Annotated in this window: 16 protein-coding genes; 12 read left to right on the plus strand and 4 right to left on the minus strand. The window is 64.9% G+C overall.

From position 1 onward, the window contains the following. Positions 1 to 2: 2 nt before the first annotated feature. Positions 3 to 1,829, minus strand: a complete 1,827-nt coding sequence (locus GJ668_RS05810) for a ribonuclease catalytic domain-containing protein (RefSeq protein WP_155449205.1) — start codon at positions 1,827 to 1,829, stop codon at positions 3 to 5. 75 nt (positions 1,830 to 1,904) lie between these two features. Between GJ668_RS05810 and ygfZ the strand changes: the two genes are divergently transcribed. The 3 genes from ygfZ to GJ668_RS05825 all read left to right on the plus strand — a co-directional run bounded on the left by ygfZ (position 1,905) and on the right by GJ668_RS05825 (position 3,589). Then, on the plus strand, positions 1,905 to 2,930 hold the full coding sequence (ygfZ, locus tag GJ668_RS05815) for a CAF17-like 4Fe-4S cluster assembly/insertion protein YgfZ (RefSeq protein WP_155449206.1): 1,026 nt from the start codon (positions 1,905 to 1,907) through the stop codon (positions 2,928 to 2,930). Positions 2,931 to 3,071: 141 nt separating this feature from the next. After that, positions 3,072 to 3,323 carry a type II toxin-antitoxin system Phd/YefM family antitoxin gene (locus GJ668_RS05820; protein ID WP_155449207.1) on the plus strand — a complete coding sequence of 84 codons (252 nt, stop codon included), beginning with the start codon at positions 3,072 to 3,074 and terminating at the stop codon, positions 3,321 to 3,323. Then, positions 3,320 to 3,589: a Txe/YoeB family addiction module toxin gene (locus tag GJ668_RS05825; protein WP_155449208.1), complete on the plus strand. Its 270-nt coding sequence runs from the start codon at positions 3,320 to 3,322 to the stop codon at positions 3,587 to 3,589. Before GJ668_RS05820 ends, GJ668_RS05825 begins: the two co-directional genes overlap by 4 nt. On the opposite strand, the gene lysS is transcribed toward GJ668_RS05825, so the two are convergent. Both lysS and prfB read right to left on the minus strand, forming a co-directional pair. Beyond that, the gene (gene lysS / locus GJ668_RS05830) at positions 3,586 to 5,103 is read right to left on the minus strand and encodes a lysine--tRNA ligase (protein ID WP_155449209.1); all 1,518 of its coding nucleotides are present in this window, start codon (positions 5,101 to 5,103) and stop codon (positions 3,586 to 3,588) included. The genes GJ668_RS05825 and lysS overlap by 4 nt on opposite strands. A 31-nt stretch (positions 5,104 to 5,134) precedes the next feature. Then, a protein-coding gene (prfB, locus tag GJ668_RS05835) for a peptide chain release factor 2 (protein ID WP_155449210.1) occupies positions 5,135 to 6,233 on the minus strand; the annotation gives its coding sequence in 2 pieces (ribosomal slippage) (positions 5,135 to 6,157 and positions 6,159 to 6,233; 1,098 coding nt in all). Between the two features lie 425 nt (positions 6,234 to 6,658). On the opposite strand from prfB, the gene ndk reads away from it, so the two are divergent. The 9 genes from ndk to GJ668_RS05880 all read left to right on the plus strand — a co-directional run bounded on the left by ndk (position 6,659) and on the right by GJ668_RS05880 (position 15,425). Then, a complete protein-coding gene (ndk, locus tag GJ668_RS05840; protein WP_155449211.1) occupies positions 6,659 to 7,087 on the plus strand; it encodes a nucleoside-diphosphate kinase in 429 nt (142 codons plus the stop codon). Between the two features lie 20 nt (positions 7,088 to 7,107). Then, positions 7,108 to 8,205, plus strand: a complete 1,098-nt coding sequence (gene rlmN, locus GJ668_RS05845; RefSeq protein WP_155449212.1) for a dual-specificity RNA methyltransferase RlmN — start codon at positions 7,108 to 7,110, stop codon at positions 8,203 to 8,205. Continuing rightward, entirely contained in the window at positions 8,202 to 8,984 is a 783-nt protein-coding gene (pilW, locus tag GJ668_RS05850; RefSeq protein ID WP_155449213.1) for a type IV pilus biogenesis/stability protein PilW, read from the plus strand. Before rlmN ends, pilW begins: the two co-directional genes overlap by 4 nt. Before the next feature lie 112 nt (positions 8,985 to 9,096). Further along, complete coding sequence (locus GJ668_RS05855; RefSeq protein ID WP_155449214.1) at positions 9,097 to 10,146, plus strand: RodZ domain-containing protein; 1,050 nt, start codon at positions 9,097 to 9,099, stop codon at positions 10,144 to 10,146. Between the two features lie 46 nt (positions 10,147 to 10,192). After that, positions 10,193 to 11,467, plus strand: a complete 1,275-nt coding sequence (hisS, locus tag GJ668_RS05860; protein ID WP_155449215.1) for a histidine--tRNA ligase — start codon at positions 10,193 to 10,195, stop codon at positions 11,465 to 11,467. 11 nt (positions 11,468 to 11,478) lie between these two features. Further along, positions 11,479 to 12,105, plus strand: coding sequence for a tetratricopeptide repeat protein (locus GJ668_RS05865; RefSeq protein WP_186342913.1), 627 nt, complete (start codon positions 11,479 to 11,481; stop codon positions 12,103 to 12,105). Between the two features lie 63 nt (positions 12,106 to 12,168). Further along, complete coding sequence (bamB, locus tag GJ668_RS05870) at positions 12,169 to 13,413, plus strand: outer membrane protein assembly factor BamB (protein WP_155449217.1); 1,245 nt, start codon at positions 12,169 to 12,171, stop codon at positions 13,411 to 13,413. 5 nt (positions 13,414 to 13,418) lie between these two features. Further along, positions 13,419 to 14,822: a ribosome biogenesis GTPase Der gene (gene der / locus GJ668_RS05875; protein ID WP_155449218.1), complete on the plus strand. Its 1,404-nt coding sequence runs from the start codon at positions 13,419 to 13,421 to the stop codon at positions 14,820 to 14,822. Between the two features lie 78 nt (positions 14,823 to 14,900). Continuing rightward, positions 14,901 to 15,425, plus strand: coding sequence for a coiled-coil domain-containing protein (locus tag GJ668_RS05880; RefSeq protein ID WP_155449219.1), 525 nt, complete (start codon positions 14,901 to 14,903; stop codon positions 15,423 to 15,425). 98 nt (positions 15,426 to 15,523) lie between these two features. Here GJ668_RS05880 and GJ668_RS05885 read toward each other — a convergent pair whose 3' ends face one another. After that, positions 15,524 to 19,777, minus strand: a complete 4,254-nt coding sequence (locus GJ668_RS05885; RefSeq protein WP_155449260.1) for a hypothetical protein — start codon at positions 19,775 to 19,777, stop codon at positions 15,524 to 15,526. Between the last annotated feature and the right edge of the window lie 6 nt (positions 19,778 to 19,783).

Raw genomic sequence — 19,783 nt, forward strand, 5'->3', positions numbered from 1 at the left:
ATTCAACCGAGCAGACGGAAACTGGCGCTGAGATCCGCTAGATCGACCTCGTTGACGGCGATTTTGAGCGGCTGATTGAGCGTCACGGCATCGCGCACCCGCAGGCGCGTTTCCAGCGCCAGTTCCGGCACCAGGATCACAGCACGGCGCTCTTCGAGCGCCACCACCACGCCCTGACCCTTCCAACCCGGATTCTCCTTGAGATAGACCAGCTTCCAGTGCTGGTTCGAGAGCCGTTCACCCCGGCGCACGGCGATGGCCGACTGCTCGGCCTCGCCGATGCGTTCCAGCACACTCGCGCGATCGAGCGGCGGTGCACCGTCGAGCCAGGCGCGGAGCTGCTGATGGACCAGGAGATCAGAATAGCGCCGTAGCGGACTGGTCGCGCGCGTGTAGTGCTCCAGCCCCAGACTGGCATGCCGGTCGGGTTCCAGCACCAAGCGTGTAGGTTTGAATCCGCGCCGACGGGCATACATGCTGGCCAGATCCGTGCTTTCCTCAGTCGAATCGGGCGGCGGCTGGACGGCGAAGGGAATGGGAATCTCGTGCTCCAGACAGAAGCGCGCCGCCGCCTCGCCGGCCATCAGCATGGCATCGGTCACCAGCTCACGACTCATGAGTCGTGGCAGCGGGCGGATGCTGACCCGGCCGTCCTCGACGCGCACGCTGACCTCGGGCAGGGCCAGACGGCTGGCACCCTGGGCGAAGCGCCGGGTACGGAAGCGGTCGGTGAAGGCGCGCAGGGCGACGAAGGGTTGCTCGTTCAGCCGCTGCTCGACGAACTCATAGCTGAGACGCGTGACACGCACCCAGGTGCGATGGATCTCGATATCCTGGATCTCGCCATCGGCGCTACAGCGCATGGCGAACGAGAGCGCGGGTGAGACCTCTTGCAACCCCAGACCCAGACGCTCGGTCACCAGACCGGGGAGCATGTTGACCACACCCTCGGGCAGATAAAGGTTCGAGCCGCGCGCGCGCGCCTCGCGCTCCAACTCGCTGTCCGGCTGCACCAGCGCACCGACATCAGCGACATGGACCCAGAGACGGTCGCCGTCCAGGGTCAGAGCGTCGTCAGGGTCTTGATTGCCTTCGTCGTCGATGGCATAGGCCGGCAGATGGGTAAGATCGAGCCGCGTCTCTTCGTTGAGCTCCGGGACCGGCAGCGCGATGTCGGCCATCGGCGCGCCGCAGCGGAGCGGATGCGGGTTGTGACGCTCGGGCCAGTGTCCGACCTGGATCAGGGCGCGATGGGCGCTCTCCGGAGTCTGCGGATGGCCGAGCGCCTCCAGAATGCGGCTGTGCTCGGACTGACCGAGTGCCAGACGCTCCACTTCGCCGAGCCTCGGGACATCCTCGGGCGCCGGACGCGCGGCGGCCAGACGCGCCAGAAATTCGCGCCAGTCGCGCTCAGCGGCCTCCTTGGCGGCGCGCTCGGCCTGTTCGCGCTCAACCACCTCGCGCGAGCGGACCTGAATCGCGTCGGGCGTGCCGACGAACGCCAGCCCCTCGGCGACCTGCTGCCAGACAGCCCAGGCGCTTACCGGCGTATAGTCGTCGAAGGCCAGCTCGGCCAGCTCGCGCAGCGTGGTCTCGCCGCCTTCCAGCAGCTCCCAGGCCGCGTTCAGCTCGCCTGCGAGCGGCACCAGTTCGGACAGCCGACGCAGCGGTCCCGGATGCAGCAGCTCGATGTCCTTGGGCCGGACGCGCTTGGTCTGACCACCCTCCAGCTCGATCTCGATCTTCTCGCCGAGCGCGATCACACGCGCCGGTTTGGTCTTGTAGAGCACCAGGCTATCGAGGGGCGGTGTCACTTGATGTGTCGGCAAAGCGCTGTTATCTCCCATGAAACCGCATGGCATACTGGACGCGGCTTAGATGTCTATTTTCGAGGTCTATGTATTATGACGAATCAATGGCGAGACTTCCTGACGGCTGGCGCGGCCTACAGCGACGCTGAGGGGCGCCTCCAGTTTACAGAGCCGACGACACCCACGGCCTGCCGGCTGTTCGATCTCTCGCATCTGGGGCTGATCGCCGTGCGCGGCGCGGACACGGTCAGCTTTCTGCAGGGACAGCTCAGCAACGACATCCGCGAGCTGTCGGCCAGTCACACCCAGCTCAGCGCGCATTGCAATCAAAAGGGGCGCATCCTGACGCTGTTCCGCGCCATGCGTCTGGGCGAGACCGTCTATCTCCAGGCGCCGCTGGAGCGCGTGGCGGCCAGTCTCCAGCACTTGAGCCGTTTTATCTTGCGCGCCAAGGTCACGCTGAGCGACGCCAGTGACGAGCTGGTGCGCCTTGGGCTGGCGGGCGAGACGGCCCCGGATCTGCTCGCCGCTCAGGGTCTGCCGGCGCCTGAACTGGACAACGGCCTGGCTCAGTCCGACGAGATCGCCGTGATCCGGATTCCGGGTGCCACGCCCCGTTTCGAAATCCTCGGCCCCTTCGCGCCGCTGCGCGCGCTCTGGGAAGCACTCGCGCCCCAGGCCGCGCCCGCCAATGCCGCTGACTGGACCCGGCTCGACATTCAGGCCGGTCTGCCGAACGTCTATGACCGGACGGTCGAGACCTTCGTACCGCAGATGCTCAATCTGCAACTCATCGACGGTGTGAGCTTCAATAAGGGCTGTTATACCGGCCAGGAAGTCGTCGCCCGGATGCAGTTTCTCGGCAAGCTCAAGCGGCGGATGTATCTGGCCGAGGTCGAGCGCGACACGCCGCCCCAACCGGGCGAGGAACTCTTCAATGCGTCCAGCGCCTCGCAACAGACCGATGGCTGGGTAGTCGACGCCTGCCCGCTCGGTGATGCGCGTCACGCCCTGCTGGCCGTCACCGAGATCGCCGCCGTCGACGCGGGCGAGATCCGGCTGGGCGCGGATGGACCTGTGCTGAGTCTGCGCGAACCGCCCTATGGGTTTCCGGCCTAGCCACGCGGCAGGACCGACAGGCGACCATCACACTGAGTTGTGAACGTGCGCACAGAAAACAGGCGTGCGTTGACGTTATCTGTGATGGCTGCCTCTCATTCTGGTACGCTTTTCTGTACCGACATGTCTCGGAGCCTTTACATGGACGCCATCAGCTATACCGCCGCGCGCGCCAACCTGTCCAAAACCATGGAGCGGGTCTGCAACGACCACACGCCCGTCATTATTACGCGCAAAAGCGAATCCCCCGTGGTTATGATCTCGCTCGAAGACTACCAGTCCATGGAGGAAACAGCCTATCTGCTGCGCTCGCCGGCCAATGCGCGCCGGCTGCTCGACTCCATCGCCCAACTGGAATCAGGACAGGGAATCGAGCGAGACCTCCTTGAATGAAGCTGACTTTCTCCAGCCACGCTTGGGACGAGTATCTCTATTGGCAGCAGACCGACAAAGCCATGCTCAAGCGCATCAACGCCCTGATCAAAGACATTCAGCGCACACCCTTCGAAGGTCTCGGCAAACCGGAAGCCTTGAAGCACGGGCTGTCCGGCTATTGGTCACGGCGCATCAATGCTGAGCACCGAATCATCTACACAGTCGTCGACGAGGCCATCCTGATCGCTCAACTGCGCTACCACTACACCGACCGCAACACTTAAATCGACTCCGGGCGCATGTGCGGGAACAGCAGCACGTCGCGGATCGAGGGCGAATCGGTGAAGAGCATCACCAGCCGGTCGATGCCGATGCCCTCGCCCGCGGTCGGCGGCAGGCCATGCTCCAGGGCGCGGACATAGTCGGCGTCATAGTACATGGCCTCCTGATCGCCGGCCTCCTTTTCGGCCACCTGAGCGCGGAAGCGCTCGGCCTGATCCTCGGCGTCGTTCAGCTCCGAGAAGCCGTTGGCGATTTCGCGCCCGCCGACGAAGAACTCGAAGCGGTCGGTGACGAAGGGATCGTCATCATTGCGCCGCGCCAGCGGTGAGACTTCGGTCGGATAACGGGTGATGAAGGTCGGGTCCATCAACCGACTCTCGACCGTGTGCTCGAACAGTTCGATGTGCAGCTTGCCCAGACCCCAGCCCGGCTTGGGCGTGATACCGTGACGCTCGACCACTGACCGCGCGCGATCCAGGTCGTCGAGATCCGCGTCGCTCAGGTCGGGATTGAACTGAAGAATCGCCTCGCGCACGCTCAGCCGCGCGAAGGGTTGGCCAAAGTCGTAGCTCGCGCCCTGATACTGGATCTGGGTGGTGCCCAGCACCTCGGTGGTCAGACGGCGCAGCATGTCCTCGGTCAGATCCATCAGATCGTGATAGTCGGCATAGGCCTCGTAGAACTCCAGCATGGTGAACTCGGGGTTGTGCCGGGTCGAGAGTCCTTCGTTTCGGAAGTTACGGTTGATCTCGTAGACCTTCTCGAAACCGCCGACCACCAGCCGCTTGAGGAACAACTCAGGCGCGATGCGCAAAAAGAGTTGCATGTCGAGCGCGTTGTGATGGGTGATGAAGGGCCGCGCCACCGCGCCGCCCGGAATCACCTGCATCATCGGCGTCTCGACCTCCAGATAGCCCCGCCCGTTGAGATAGTCGCGGATGAACTGCACGATCGCGGTGCGCACGCGGAAGGTCTCGCGCGTGGCCGTGTTCATGATCAGATCGAGATAGCGCTGCCGATAGCGGCTCTCCATATCGGTCAGACCGTGGAACTTCTCGGGCAGCGGACGCAGTGCCTTGGTCAGCAGTCGCAGACTGTCGCAGCGGATCGACAGCTCGCCGGTCTTGGTCTTGAACACCTGTCCCTCGACACCGACGATGTCACCCAGATCCAGCTCGCGCTTGAAGTGATCATAGGTCTCCTCGCCGACCTGATCGCGCTGGACGAAGATCTGCACGCGCGCTGACATGTCCTGGATATGGGCAAAGCTCGCCTTGCCCATGATGCGCCGCGTCATCAGCCGTCCGGCCAGCTTGACGCGCACCGCGCGCGCTTCCAGCTCAGCCGCGTCGAGCGCCTCGTACTCGGCCAGCAGCTCGCCCGCCAGGGCGTCACGCCGAAAGTCGTTCGGGAAGGCGTTGCCGCGCTCGCGCAGACGTGCCAGCTTTTCGCGCCGCTGGGCGATCAGTTTGTTCTCGTCGAGCGCCTCGGTGGCGGTTGATGACTCGTCGCTCATCGGCTTGATAGGCTCCAGTTGATCCAGTGGTTTACAGCCCGCTCTTCAAGCTGGCTTCGATGAAGGGGTCGAGATTGCCATCCAGCACGCCCTGGGTGTTGGCGATCTCCACGCCGGTGCGCAGATCCTTGATGCGCGACTGATCCAGCACATAGGACCGGATCTGACTGCCCCAGCCGATGTCGGACTTGGTTTCTTCCAGTGCTTGCTGGCTGGCGCGGCGCTTCTGCATCTCCAGCTCATAGAGCTTGGATTTGAGCTGCTTCATCGCCTGATCCTTGTTTTTGTGCTGCGAACGGTCGTTCTGGCACTGGACCACGATATTGGTCGGGTTGTGGGTGATGCGCACCGCCGATTCGGTCCGGTTGACGTGCTGACCACCGGCGCCGCTGGCGCGATAGACATCGATGCGCAGATCGGCTGGATTGATCTCGATCTCGACCGAGTCGTCGACCTCGGGCGAGACGAACACCGACGAGAAGGACGTATGACGGCGGTTGCCCGAGTCGAAGGGCGACTTGCGCACCAGACGGTGCACGCCGATCTCGGTGCGCAGCCAGCCGAAGGCATGGTCGCCCTCGAACTTGATGGTCGCCGACTTGATGCCCGCGACCTCGCCCGGCGAGACTTCCATCAGCTCGGTCTTGAAGCCACGACGCTCGCCCCAGCGCAGATACATGCGCAGCAGCATCTCGGCCCAGTCCTGCGCCTCGGTGCCGCCCGAACCGGCCTGGATGTCGACAAAGGCGTTGCAGGCGTCCATTTCGCCGGAGAACATGCGCCGGAACTCCAGCTCGGACACGCGCCCCTCGTGGCTTTTGAGATCGACGACGAGCGATTCAAGAGTCGCCTCGTCGGACTCTTCGGCCGCGAGTGCCAGCAGATCATCGGCATCGGCGAGCGCGGCGGTCATTTCGTCGACCGTGAGCACCACGGCTTCCAGACTGGCGCGCTCGCGTCCGAGCGCCTGGGCGCGGCTCGGATCGTTCCAGATGGTCGGATCTTCGAGTTCGCGCAGGACTTCAGTCAGCCGATCTTTGCGTTCGGCATAGTCAAAGATACCCCCTGAGGGACTCGACACGTCCCTTCAGGTCGGCGATATGATTGGCGATCGGATTGATGTCGAGCATGAGCAGTCCCGGCCGGATAAAAGTTCGGAATCATAACCCGTTGTAACAGTGGGTTTCCAGTGTCGCCAAATCGTGGAGCCAGCGCGCCCGGCAAGGCGACGGACCTCTGAGCGCCTATCGCCTGTGAAGCCCGGATAAAATCGCATCTTATTGTGTGCGCTGAACGCGCTGACAGCGGGCCTCAACCGGGGTTGGCGTGCGCGAACCAGGGTGACTTTATATGACTCGGGCCGTGATCCAAGCCATCGTGCCATTGCCCGACCACGCCGCTACCATTAGACTTAGGAATCGACCTGACACAAACGTCGCTGGAATCCGTCGGACAGTCCGCGTTCGGACCGGACCAGCCGCCTCCCGACAGCGTTCCAATCCGCGTCGAATTTCCGAATCCATCCATACCAACGCCCCATTTGTTAGGAGCCCGCATGGCTATTGAGCGTACCCTGTCCATTATCAAACCGAACGCCGTCGCTAAGGACGCCATTGGCGCCATCCTGAGTCGCTTCGAGGCCGCCGACCTCAAGATCGTCGCGGCGCGTATGCTGCACATGAGCCGCGAGCAGGCCAGCGCCTTCTATGCCGTGCATCAGGGCAAGCCCTTCTTCGATGAACTGGTCGACTTCATGAGCTCCGGCCCGGTCATGGTCCAGGTGCTGGAAGGCGAGGACGCTGTGACCAAGAATCGTGACATCATGGGCGCCACCAACCCGGCCCAGGCTGCGCCCGGTACCATCCGCGCCGATTTCGCCGACTCCTTCACCGAGAACGCCGCGCACGGCTCGGACTCGCCCGAGAACGCTGCCGTCGAGATCGCGTTCTTCTTCCCTGAGGGCGTCTGCCCCCGCACCCGCTGATCGAGACGATCAGGACCGCCATGAGCGCCATTTCAACCAAGCCCAATCCGCTCGACCTCGACCTCGCCGGCTGCGAGTCGCTGGTGATCGCGCTGGGGTTCAAGGCGTTTCATGGCCGTAATCTCTTCAAGTGGCTGCACAAGCATGGCGTCGTCGACTTCGACGCCATGACGGATCTGCCCAAGACGCTGCGCACCGCCCTGCTCGATACCGCCGAGATCCGGCTGCCCCGCATCCTCCAGACCCATCCATCCGCCGATGGCACCATCAAGTGGGTGATGGAGCTGACCGACGGGCAGCGGGTCGAGACCGTGTTCATCCCTGAAGGCAAGCGCAGCACCATCTGCGTGTCGTCGCAAGTCGGCTGTGCGCTCGAATGCGCCTTCTGCGCCACCGCGCGCCAGGGGTTCAACCGCAATCTGAACGTCTCCGAGATCATCGGCCAGGTCTGGCATGCCGCGCGCCAGCTCGACGCCTCGCCGACCAATGTGGTCATGATGGGCATGGGTGAGCCGCTGGCCAATTTCGAGGCTGCCGTCACGGCCATGGATATCATGCAGGATGATCTGGCCTACATGCTGGCCAAGCACCGCGTGACCCTGAGCACCTCGGGCATCGTGCCCAACATCTATCGGCTGCGCGAAGTCAGCGATGTCTCGCTGGCCGTCTCGCTGCACGCGCCGACCGATGCACTGCGCGACGAACTGGTGCCGATCAACCGCAAGTATCCACTCGCCGAGCTGATGCCGGCCTGCAAGCACTATGTCGCCGGCGACAAACGGCGCAAGATCACCTGGGAATACGTGATGCTCGATGGCATCAACGACAGCCTGGCCCAGGCCAAGCAGCTCATCCGACTGCTCGAAGGCATACCCTCCAAGGTCAATCTGATCCCCTTCAATCCCTTCACCGGCAGCGACTTCGGTACCTCGCCGCCGGAACGGGTCGAAGCCTTCCGCGAGCGTCTGGCCCGCTCCGGGATCTTCACCATGACGCGCAAGACCCGTGGCGATGAGATCGCGGCGGCCTGTGGTCAACTGGTCGGACGGGTCGAGGATCGCACCGGACGGCTCGGGCGCGTGCGGATCGAAACCCACAGCCGGGTGAGCGTGCGATGAAGATACCGGGGTTGGCGGTACGCCTGTCTCTCGTGCTGAGTCTCTGTCTGTCACTGCTCGCCTGCGGCGGCAAGTCGACGAAGACCGGCGACGAGGAACTGGGTCTGAGCCAACAGGACAGTCCGGCTGAACTCTATGTCGAACTCGCCAAGGAGTACTACCGGCTAGGGCAGACCGAGGTCGCGCTGCGCCGTGCCCAGCAGGCGGTCGAGACCGATAAAACCTATGCGCCCGCGCATGTTTGGCTGGCCTTTCTGCTCGAACAGTTGCAGCAGACCGATGAGGCGAGCAGGCACTATGAGCGTGCTGTGAAGCTCGCTCCGAACAATCCCGACGTCCTCAATGCCTACGGCTCTTTTCTATGCAATCAGCGCCGTTATGCCGAGGCCGATGCTCAGTTCCTCAAGGCCGCTGGAAATCCGGTGTATTCGACGCCCTGGATCGCCCTGACCAATGCGGGCAACTGCGCCATCGAGGGGGGCGATACAGCCAAGGCCGAGCTCCACTACCGCGCGGCCATTCAGTCGAACGCGACCTTCGGCGCGCCCCTGGCCAGTCTGGCCGAACTGGCTATGCAGCGTGGCGATGCCCAAAGCGCCAAGGATTTGATCGACCGTTATTTCAAGCCGGATACGGTTCGCACACCGGCGGCCTCACGTACCGCCCTTCAGGTCGGTATCCAGGCCGAGCGTGCGCTCGGCAACCGCAAGCGTGCCGCGTTCTATCAGAACGCGTTGAAAAAGAACTTCCCTGATACGGCAACGAGCCGCGCCCCCTAGGATATGACCTTGACCAGGGCCCTCGCCCATTGGCGCTCAAAGCCACTGGATGACGTTGCGAATCGCCCAATTACGTGACATCGCCTACTGACACTCGACCACTGATCACGCCATGAGCTCATCGATCAATACCATGCCTTCAGACGATCCCAAAACGCTGGAGCCACACGACACCTCAGGCCGCCGACTGCGCGCGCTGCGCGAGTCTCGCAAGCTCGATATCGATCGGGTCGCGGCTCAACTCCATCTTCAGCGTCATGTCGTGGAGGCTATCGAGGGCGATCAATACGAGCGTCTGCCGGCCCCCGTGTTCGTCGTGGGGTATATCAAGAATTATGCCCGACTCCTCGGGGCGGATCCGACGCCCATCGTCGCCGCGTATCGGGCCGCCGTTCCAACCCGCGAGATCAGTCTGGGCGAAGCATCGAGTTATGCGAATGATGCGGCGGATTCTTCCGGACTCGGGCGCTGGGGCTGGGTGGCTGGCGTGCTGCTGATTGGCCTGGCGGCGGGCGTCGTCACGTTCTGGCTGCGAGGTCAGAGCAGTTCCGAACTGGAGTCGGGCGCGCTTGCCCTATTCCCCAAGGTCGAGGATTCAGCGAGCCTGACCCCGGATTCATCCACGGCCAAGACCACAGCCGTGCCACAACCCGAGACTAAATCGACGCTCTCCGCGCCTCCTGAGAGTATCCCGCTCAGACGCGCCGAGCCGTCGACGAGTCCCGGCACGCCCACGACCTCCGAAACCACAGTACCGGCGGAAACCCTGGTCGCCGCCAACACGCTCGTCAGCACCCCAGATACACCCGAAACGCCGGCCGAAGAACCCCCGGTTGCGTCAGATGAGGAAGACGGCGCGGACAGCCCAACCGAAACGGCCGCCGCAGACGAACCGGCGCCCCAGACAACCTCTACCGAGGTCGTGCTCGAATTCACCGGGACGTGCTGGATCGATGTGCGTGGCGCCAACGGTCGTGTGGTGCTCAATGGCGAGATGCGCTCAGGCGACCGGCGCGTGCTCGACGGCGAACCGCCCTACAAGTTCGTCATCGGCAATGCCGCCGCGACCCAACTGACGATCGGCGGCCGGCCCTTTGATCTCAAGGGCCGCGCCCAGGGCAATGTCGCCCGCTTCTCGCTCGATCCCAATGCCGTCGAATGATCCCATCGGCCAGAACAGACAGCCGCGCTGAATCCTGCTCCCATCCATGAGTAAATACATCCAAGCCATCCGTGGCATGAACGATATCCTGCCGGAGCGCATCGCGCTCTGGCAACACATCGAGCAGACCGCGCGCGCGGTGCTGGCCGGCTATGGCTACAACGAGATCCGCACCCCATTGGTCGAAGTGACTGAGCTGTTCAAGCGCTCCATCGGCGAGGTGACCGACATCGTCGAGAAGGAGATGTACAGCTTTGCCGACCGGCATGGCGACAGTCTCAGTCTGCGTCCCGAGGGCACGGCGAGCTGCGTGCGCGCCGCCATCGAGCATGGCCTGCTGGTCCAGCCGCAACGGCTCTGGTATCAGGGACCGATGTTTCGCTACGAGCGCCCGCAGCGGGGCCGTTATCGTCAGTTCCATCAGATCGGCGTGGAAGCCTTCGGGCTGACCGGTCCGGATATCGACATCGAGGTCATCCTGCTCACTGCCCGGCTGTGGCGGCGTCTGGGACTGACCGGCTTCCGGCTGGAGATCAACACCCTGGGCGACAGCGACGAGCGTCAGGTCTATCGCGAACGTCTGGTGGCCTATCTCCAGGCGCGCGCCGATCAGCTCGACGCCGACAGCCAGCGCCGTCTGACCACCAATCCGCTGCGCATCCTCGACTCCAAGCACCCCGAGACCCAGCGTCTACTGACTGACGCCCCCAGTCTCATGGATGTTCTGGGCGAGGAGACGCGCTCGCACTTCGAGCGCCTGCGGGCCGGACTCGATGCCGCCGGCATTGACTATCAGGTCAATCCGCGTCTGGTGCGCGGTCTGGACTACTACAACCGCACCGTCTTCGAGTGGATCACCGAGGATCTCGGCGCTCAGGGGACGGTCTGCGCTGGCGGGCGCTATGATGGACTGGTCGAGCAGCTCGGCGGGCGTTCGACGCCGGCGGTGGGGTTTGCCATGGGCCTGGAGCGTCTGGTCGAGATCCTGGAGCAGTCCGGCTTCGCGCCCGCGCCGCGCCTCGATGCCTATCTGGTTGCCGTCGGCGAGCGTGCCGAAGCCGCCGCGCCGGCGCTGGCCGAGCAGCTGCGCGAGGCACTGCCGTCTCTGCGGTTGCAAGCGCACTGTGGCGGCGGCAGCTTCAAGAGCCAGTTCAAGAAGGCCGACAAAAGCGGCGCGCGTTTCGCCTTGATCCTGGGCGACGAGGAACTGGAACGCGGCGTCGTCGGCGTGAAGGATCTGCGCGGCGAGTCCGAACAGCGTGAGCTGCGCCACGCGGATCTGGCCGCTATTCTGGCCGAACTGATTCAACCTGAGGATTGACGGAGACTGTCGTGAGCTACGAAACCGACGAGGAAAAAGTCGAAGCCATCAAGAAATGGTGGAAGGACAATGGGCTGTCGGTGATCGCCGGCGCGGCCATCGGTCTGGGCGCTATCTGGGGCTGGCGACTGTGGATCGGCCATCAGGAAAGCACGGCCAGCCAGGCGTCACTCGCCTTCGAGCAGCTGATGATCAACGCCGCTGATCAACAGGCCGAGGCTGTCGCCAAACAGGTCAAGCGTCTTGAGGACGATTTCGGCTCCACGCCCTACTCAGCGCTCGGCGAGCTGGTCGCGGCCAAGTCGCTCTATGAAGCGGGTCAGGCCAAGGACGCCATGGCCACGTTCCAGAAGGCGATCGACACGGCCCCAGATCCGGCCATTGCACGTCTGGCTGCCGTGCGTCTGGCACGCCTCCAGTTCGCGGAGAATCAACTCGATGCCGCCGCCAAGACCCTCGATCAATACGACGTCAGCCCCGCTTTCGCCGGTGAGTTCGCCGCCGTGCGTGGCGACATCGCCGCCGCACGCGGAGACCTGGAGGCGGCGCGCGCGGCCTATCAACGCGCGATCGAGTCCGGGAGCAGTCTCTCGCAACTCATCCGTCTCAAGCTCGACAACCTGCCTGCCGCCGGTTAGGCGGACTGGATAGCGCCGTCAACTACCCCGCCCTGAAGGACGGGATTTCTCGCGGAGGAACTGATGATGGGACTTCGCTTCGGATCTTCACTTTTGCGGCTCAGCCTGGTTCTGCTGCTGGCCATGCCGCTGACTGGCTGCGGCGGTATTCCCTGGTTCGGTAAGGAAAAAGACCCGACACCGCCCTCCCCGCTGCCGCCTCTGGCGCAGGAGACGGGCGTCAACACGCTTTGGTCGGCACGCCCGACACGCGGGACCGAGGGCCGGCGACTCTATCTGGTGCCGGCGCTCGCCGAGGGCCGGCTCTATGTTGCCGACGCGCGCGGCCGGGTGGTCGCGCTTGCGGCTGACTCGGGACGCGAACTCTGGCAGCGTGAAACAGGGCTGAACTTCAGTGGCGGGCCGGACGTGGCCGGCGAACGTCTGGTCCTCGGCACCAGCCAGGGCGAGCTGGTTGCGCTCTCGACCCAGGACGGCCATGAACTCTGGCGCGCCCAACTCGGCAGTGAAGTGCTCTCGGTGCCACGTCTGAGCGCGACGGGGCAGGTCTTCGTGCATACGCTCGACGACAGCCTCCACGGCCTGGACGCGACGACCGGACAGAGCCAGTGGCGCGTGAACTATCCACCGCCGGTCCTGACCCTGCGCGGCAGCAGCACACCGGCCCTGACCGAGAACGGCGTGATCGTCGGACTCTCGGGCGGCAAACTGGTCAAGCTCGATCCCAAGGACGGTCTGCCGCTGTGGGAGGTCGTCATCACCCGACCGAGCGGACGCTCGGAGCTGGCGCGCATTGCCGATATCGATGCCGATCCGGTTCTGGTCGGTCCGACGGTCTATGTCGGCGCCTACAATGGCGATCTGGCCGCTGTGGATCGCGAGCACGGCGAGGTGCTGTGGCGTCGCGAACTCTCGGCCCATGCCGGGCTGGTGGCCGATGTCGACGGACCCAATGCTGACGGACTCTATGTGACGGATTCCGAGGATCAGGTCTGGGGCGCCAAGATGGCCGATGGTGCCGGACGCTGGCATCAGGACCAATTGCGCTACCGCCGGCTCACCGCGCCCGCGCTGCTTGGCGAGCGGCTGCTGGTCGGTGACTTCGAGGGTTATCTGCATTTGCTCGACAAACGCGATGGGCGGCTGGTGGGGCGGACGCGCCTGACCAAGACTGGTATCAGCGCCCGCCCACTGGTCGCGGGCAATCGCGTCTATGTCTATACGGATGATGGTACGCTGGCCGCGCTGACGCTCGGTGCGACCACCGTACCGCCATCCACTCAAAACACTACCCAAGGGAAGCGCTGATCCGCATGTTGCCCGTCATCACTCTGATCGGCCGCCCGAATGTCGGCAAATCGACCCTCTTCAACCGGCTCACACGCACCCGTGACGCCCTGGTCGCCGACTTTCCGGGCCTGACGCGCGACCGTCAATACGGCATCGGACGCATCGGCCCGCGTCCCTATGTCATCGTCGACACCGGCGGCATCGGCAGTGCGGCGGAGGGGATCGAGGCGCTGATGGAGCGTCAGGTCCAGCGTGCCGTCGAGGAAGCCGATCATCTGCTGTTCATGGTCGACACCCGCGACGGCTGCACGCCCGAGGATATCGACATCGCTCAGCGGCTGCGCCGGCTCGGTAAGCCGATTACCCTGGTCGTCAACAAGAGCGACACCATGGATCCGACCCTGGCCGTGACCGACTTCCATCGGCTCGGATTGGGTGATCCCTGGGCCGCCTCGGCGACTCAGGGGCTGGGCATCCGCGGACTCATCGACCATGTCTTCGAGCAACTGCCCGAGGCTGCTGACGAAGACGGCGCGGAGATTGACGACGACCGGATCAAGGTCGCGGTCGTCGGGCGTCCGAATGCGGGCAAGTCCACGCTCATCAACCGGCTGCTCGGCGAGGAGCGGCAGGTCACGTTCGACAGCCCCGGCACCACGCGCGACAGCATCTTCATTCCCTTCGAGCGACCCGGTCACGACCAGCGCTACACGCTAATCGATACCGCCGGACTGCGCCGACGCGCGCGTGTTAGTGATCCGATTGAAAAATTCAGCGTCATCAAGACCCTGCAAGCGATCGAAGCGGCCAATGTCATCATCCTGGTGATCGACGCTCATGAAGGCATCGGCGAACAGGATGCCACACTCGCCGGACATATCATCGACAGCGGGCGAGCGCTGGTGGTGGCGATCAATAAATGGGATGGGCTGGACACGGACACGCGCGATCGCGTGCGCGATCAGTTTGTGCGCAAGCTGGCCTTTCTCGATTTTGCCAAGCTGCACCGGGTCTCGGCACTCTACGGTAGCGGTGTCGGCCATGTGCTCGACGATGTCGATCTGGCCTATGCCAACGCCACCCGCGACCTGTCCACGCCTGAGCTGACGCGCCTGCTGGAAGCAGCCGTGATGGAGCATCAACCGCCGCTGGTCAAGGGCCGGCGTATCAAGCTGCGCTACGCCCATCAGGGCGGCCGCAACCCGCCGATCATCGTCATCCACGGCAACCAGACCGACTCGGTGCCCGAGACCTACAAGCGCTATCTCATCAATCGCTTCCGCAAAGAACTCGAACTGCTCGGCACTCCGCTGCGGGTGGAGTTCAAAAGCGGCTCCAATCCCTACCAGGGCAAGCGCAACACGCTCACGACCCGCCAGATCGCCAAGAAGCAGCGGCTCAAGCGTTTCACGCAGCGCAAGAGCTGAGCGCCTCCAAGTCGCTTGGTTCCGGGACGAGTGCTCGGTACTCTAGGGGTCATAAGATCTGATTGTGGAGCACATGCCATGAGTTCCGTCGTTGAACTGTATGAAGCCCTGAGCACCGCCCCCGACGAGCGTGCCCGAGCGCGGGTGATCGCCGAGGCCTTCGAACGGCTGGAGGATCGCTATCCGCATCTGCCCGAACTGGCCACACAGGGGCATGTGCGCGAATCCGAGCTACGGCTACAAAAAGAGATCGAGCAGGTACGCGCTGACCTGCGAACGACCGAGCAGCGACTGCAAAAGGAGATCGAACAGGTTCGAGCCAATCTCAAGCTCGAGATCGAGCAATTACGCGCAGAACTCAAACATGATATCGAGCAAGTGCGAGCCGACTTGCGAGCTACGGAGCAGAGGCTGCAAAAGGAGATCGAGCAGGTCCGAGCCGAACTCAAGCTCGAAATCGAACAACTACGTTCCGAACTCAAGCTCGACATCGAACGTGTGCGCGGCGATGTCGCGCGCGTCAAGGTCGATCTGCTGAAATGGCTAGTGCCCTTGATGTTCGCTCAGGTCGCCGCGATCGCGGCACTGGTGAAATTACTGTGACGCCGGAGCGGTCGCGCTGGGCCACCGCCTCGCCCCTCTCCCCTCGCGGGAGAGGGGAAGAAGAAACCGTCATAGCCAAGTTGTTTTTGAGCCGTTCCTTAGCGTTCGGCCACATCGCCCCGGTCATAGCCATCGAGCCGCAGAGGTTCGGATTCGGGATCCGGCCCGGCCCCCGGCTTGGGCCGATCCAGCCAGGGACTCGGGCGCGCAAAGCCCTGCCAGCCCCAGCGCAGCCAGTCGAGCAGGCGCACGGCCAGCCACAGCGCCCAGACGAGCATGAGTGCGCGATAGATCCACAGCGGCACCGAGACCACCCAGACTTCGGGCAGACGCGGACCGCCGCGATCCTGATACCAGTTCAACAGGGTCGCACTGGAGCCATGACCGCGAATCCACATCTCGGGATGGCCGAGCAATCCCTGCTGCACGGCGCCGATCAGGGCCGACAGGGCCAGGAGCGTGAACAGCACCAGCCCGACCTGGAGCAGATCGAAGCGCCACCAGGTCAGCGTCGCGACGTTCAGACGCTGGCGCCAGCCGAGCGCGAACAGCCAGCCGCCGATCAGCAGCGCCACCCAGACCTCGGACAGCGCCAGCCCCAGACCAAGCAGCAGCCAGTCGTACCAGCGCAGTGGTGTCAGGCGCACACGCCCGAGTACCAGCGCCAGCCCCGCGAGCACAACGAACAGCCCCCAGAACAGCACCGCCGGCCCGATCCCCGGCCCCCAGGCGAACAGCACCCAGCGGTCGTCGGGCAGACGCAGACGCTGGGTGAGATTGACCGCCGCCAGGCCCAGATCCGGACTGGCCGGACTGAAGCGCGCCGTCAGTGGTGACTCCAGGCGCCAGCCGACGCGCATCTCCTGTGTGCCGGGCACCAACGGCAGCTCGACCTGGGTTCTCTGGCCGCTCGGCAGCGGCAACGTGCGGCCATCAACGCTCAGGGTTCGGGTCTCGGCGCCATCAGGCAACTGGAGCCGATAGACCCCGCCCTGGGTGCTGCGCGCCGTCAGGGTCAGAGTCGTATCCGTCCCACGGCGTCCCGGTTCGACCTGGACATCGACCCGGTCGAGCGTCAACGTGGGTCCGGGCACGCCCTCGGGGCGGCTGATCTGCAAGCGCAGCTGCTCGCCGGGCAGCGGGCGCCAGTGCGGCAGCCAGCGTTCACCCTGGCCCCGATGATGGATCGGCGCCAGATCCATGGCGTCCAGATGCCAGATCGGACTGAGATCCAGCCACCAGGATTCGGTCAGACGCGGGTCGGTGCTGGCCGTCAATTCGAGTTCAGCCACTGGCTTGAGACTGGAGGTCCAGCGCAACTCGGTCTGTCCCGGAGCGAGCGCGGCCCGGACCTGTCCCCCTTCGACCTGGAGTGCCGCTGTCTGGACCGACTCGCCCGGCAGCAATGGCACCGGAACCAGCGCGGGAAACTCAGGCGCCGAGAGCCGGCGCACGAGCGTCTCGACCCGCCAGTCGAGTCCGAACTCGAGCCGACGCTCGACCAGGAGCAGGGGCGGCAAGGCATCCTGGGTCAGCGGTTGCTCACCCTCGGACTCGGCACTGGCCAGACGAATGAGTTGGATCTGCCGTCCAGGGCGACCATTGGCGCGGAGGCCTTCGACGCGCCAGCCATCCGCGTCGATGATCTCGACGCGGCGTGGTTCGAGCGCCAGCGGCAGGTCGATGCGCGTCTCGGCCCCAAGCGCGCCGGTCAGTTGCAGGCGATGCCGACCCACCGCAAGCGGCACCAGCAGACGGCCATCGGCATCGCGGCGCAGTCGGTCGAGCACGACACCATTCAAAACCACGGTACTCGGCGACCAGCCCGAGCGCGCATCCAACACGGCGGCCGCCATCGCGGTCGCTGCATCCAGGGTTAGATCCAGAGTCAAACGCTCCGGCTCGGCGCGCAGTGCCAGGCTGGAGAGCGTCAGACACTCGGGTAGACACTCGGGTGGTGCAAGCAGGCGCGTGCGCAGTTCCTCCAGGAGCACCGGATTCGGAAAATCAGCCGCCAGGGCTGGACGCGGAGCCAGCGTCGCGCCCAGGATCAGGGCCAGCGCCAACAGCGGAGCCTTGGCATTGACCCTGGTCTGCCAGTGCTGTTTCAGGTTCGCCCCCGAGAGCTTCAGGTCCGACAGACGCAGGCCCAGGGCCAGCAGTAGCAGTCCGACGACGAAGGCGAGCACCAGACGCCACCCAGGTGTCAGCCACCAGAGTCGTGCCCCATCGTTCGGTCCAACGGGGCCGGTCCAGCTCAGATCGACCTGACGCCACTGCCAGTCCGGGATGCCGGGCCCGGTCTGGACCAGCGCCTTGGGGTCGAGCCGTTCCAGAGGCGGCGGTGGCGCGACCGGGCGCGCCAGCGACGACTGGAGGCGTGCCTTGCCCTCGCGACGCGCCAGCTCGGGTTCGGCTGGGGCGGACAGCATCTCCGCGTCCGACAGGGCTTCATCGAAGGCGAAGCTGGGCGCCGGTGCCTGCATCCGGGCACCCACCACGCCTCCCGTCGAAGTCCAATACGGTTGGGCGAGCTGCGGATAGAGTCCGCTGCGGATCTCGGTAACCAGGAAGGGCAAGCCGATCGCCAGCAGTGCGAGGACCGCCAGCCGCTGATACCAGCGCACGAAGGTGCGCCAGCGCGCCAGCCCGCGCGATTCGCTCTGATCGGGCAGCAGGCGCAACAGCGCCGCAGCCGCCAGCAGATGCAGCCACACCAGACGCGGCGCACCAGGTTCAAGCCAGGTCAACGCCAGCGTCAAGAGTGCCAGTGCGCCCCAGCCCGCCCCCCACAGACGCCCGACACCGAGCGCCAGAATCAGCACCAGAAAGAGATCGAGCAGTGTCCAGCGCGTCAGCCAGGTGTCGGGACGATTATCGACCCCGGACACGGCCAACAGATCCCAGCCCGGTGGTAGATGCAGCCGGCTGGTCGCGCCGTCGAGCGCCAGTGACCAGCCCGAGGCCGGTATCCAGTCGGACGTGGAGTCGAGACGGCTGTCGGCGATCAGATCCAGACGACCGCGCCGTACCTCGACCCCAGGCGGTGAGTCGGCGTCGAGCCGGGTGATGAGCACCGGCTCGTCATCGACCCGTGCCTGACCCAGATCCAGACCAGGCGCCGCCTCCAGCCGCCAGCTTCGCGTCAGGTCGCCGCTCAGACGATCGCGCGCGCTATAACCCTGTCCGTCGAAGTCCAGCCAGATCTTACGCGCGAGCCGCAGTCGATCCGGCTCGGGGTCCGTATCGCCGCGTCCCTGCTCGGTGAGTATGAGCACCGCGCCGGGAGTCGCCGCATAGACCGGCAGCCGCGCCCAATCGCCCGGCAGCCCGGTCTGGCTCGGGTCGAGCATCTCCAGCCCGGACAGCTCGACCCGGCGGCGTTCAGGCTGGGCGGCAAAGGCCCAGACCTCGCGTTCGGGCCAGGGTGCGGCCAGCGTGGTCGGTCGCGCCAGTTGGGTCACATCACCTGGATGATAGCTCGCGACCTCCAGCACCCAGCGTCCGGGACGGACCTGGACGCGCAGTGTCCCGTCCGGCTCCAGGCGGGTTGGCAGGGGGCTCGTGACGTTCGAGGGGATACCATCGGGCAACAGCACCGGGCCGAGCTGGATCTCGCGTGCGCGTCCCGAGACCTCCAGTTCGAGTCGGGTCAGGACGCGCAGCGGCAGGTCGTCATCGAGACGTCGATAGACCTCCAGCCGCAGACCGTCGCCCTCCCCGTCCGCGCGCGTCTGACCGGGATCGCGCAGCCAGAGTCGCGCGTCCTGATCCAGGCGTGGCGTGATCGGCGCGCGTCCATCGAGCGCCAGGGTCAGAAGTCCGGTTTCGGGCGGCAGCGGCAATGATTCGGGACGCTCGTGCCACTGGAAGCGTCCCGTCAGACGATGCCGGCCGGCGGGCAGCCGTGCCGACGGGCGACCGGCGCGAGCCACCACCGGCAGCGGCGTCTCATCGGCACGCACGTCCTGGGGCCAGGACTCCACATCGCCCGGCAGGGCGACCCAGTCCTCGGCCTTCAGCTCCCAGACCTGCTCGAAGCGACCGCCCCCGGCATCCAGTTCGAGCGTCAACAGACCCGGCCAGGCGCAGAGTCGATTGACGCCACGCGCATCCAGCGGACAGGCGCGCCGGTCAAGGCCATTCGGTCCCTGCTCCAGCACCCAGGGCACCCAGGGTTTGAGCGATTCAGGGACAGCCATTGCGTCTGCGACCCCAGATCCGGGTTCGGCCATCTCGATCTTCGGCGGAGGCAGTGACTCGGCATCCGTCACCTCGGCGCGTGCCAGCAGTGCCGGAAGTGCCAACAGGAGCATCCATGAGGCGAGCCGTCCAAGACTGGAGAGCGACATGGCCTT

This window comes from Allochromatium palmeri (assembly GCF_009720725.1).
GTDB lineage: Bacteria > Pseudomonadota > Gammaproteobacteria > Chromatiales > Chromatiaceae > Thermochromatium > Thermochromatium palmeri.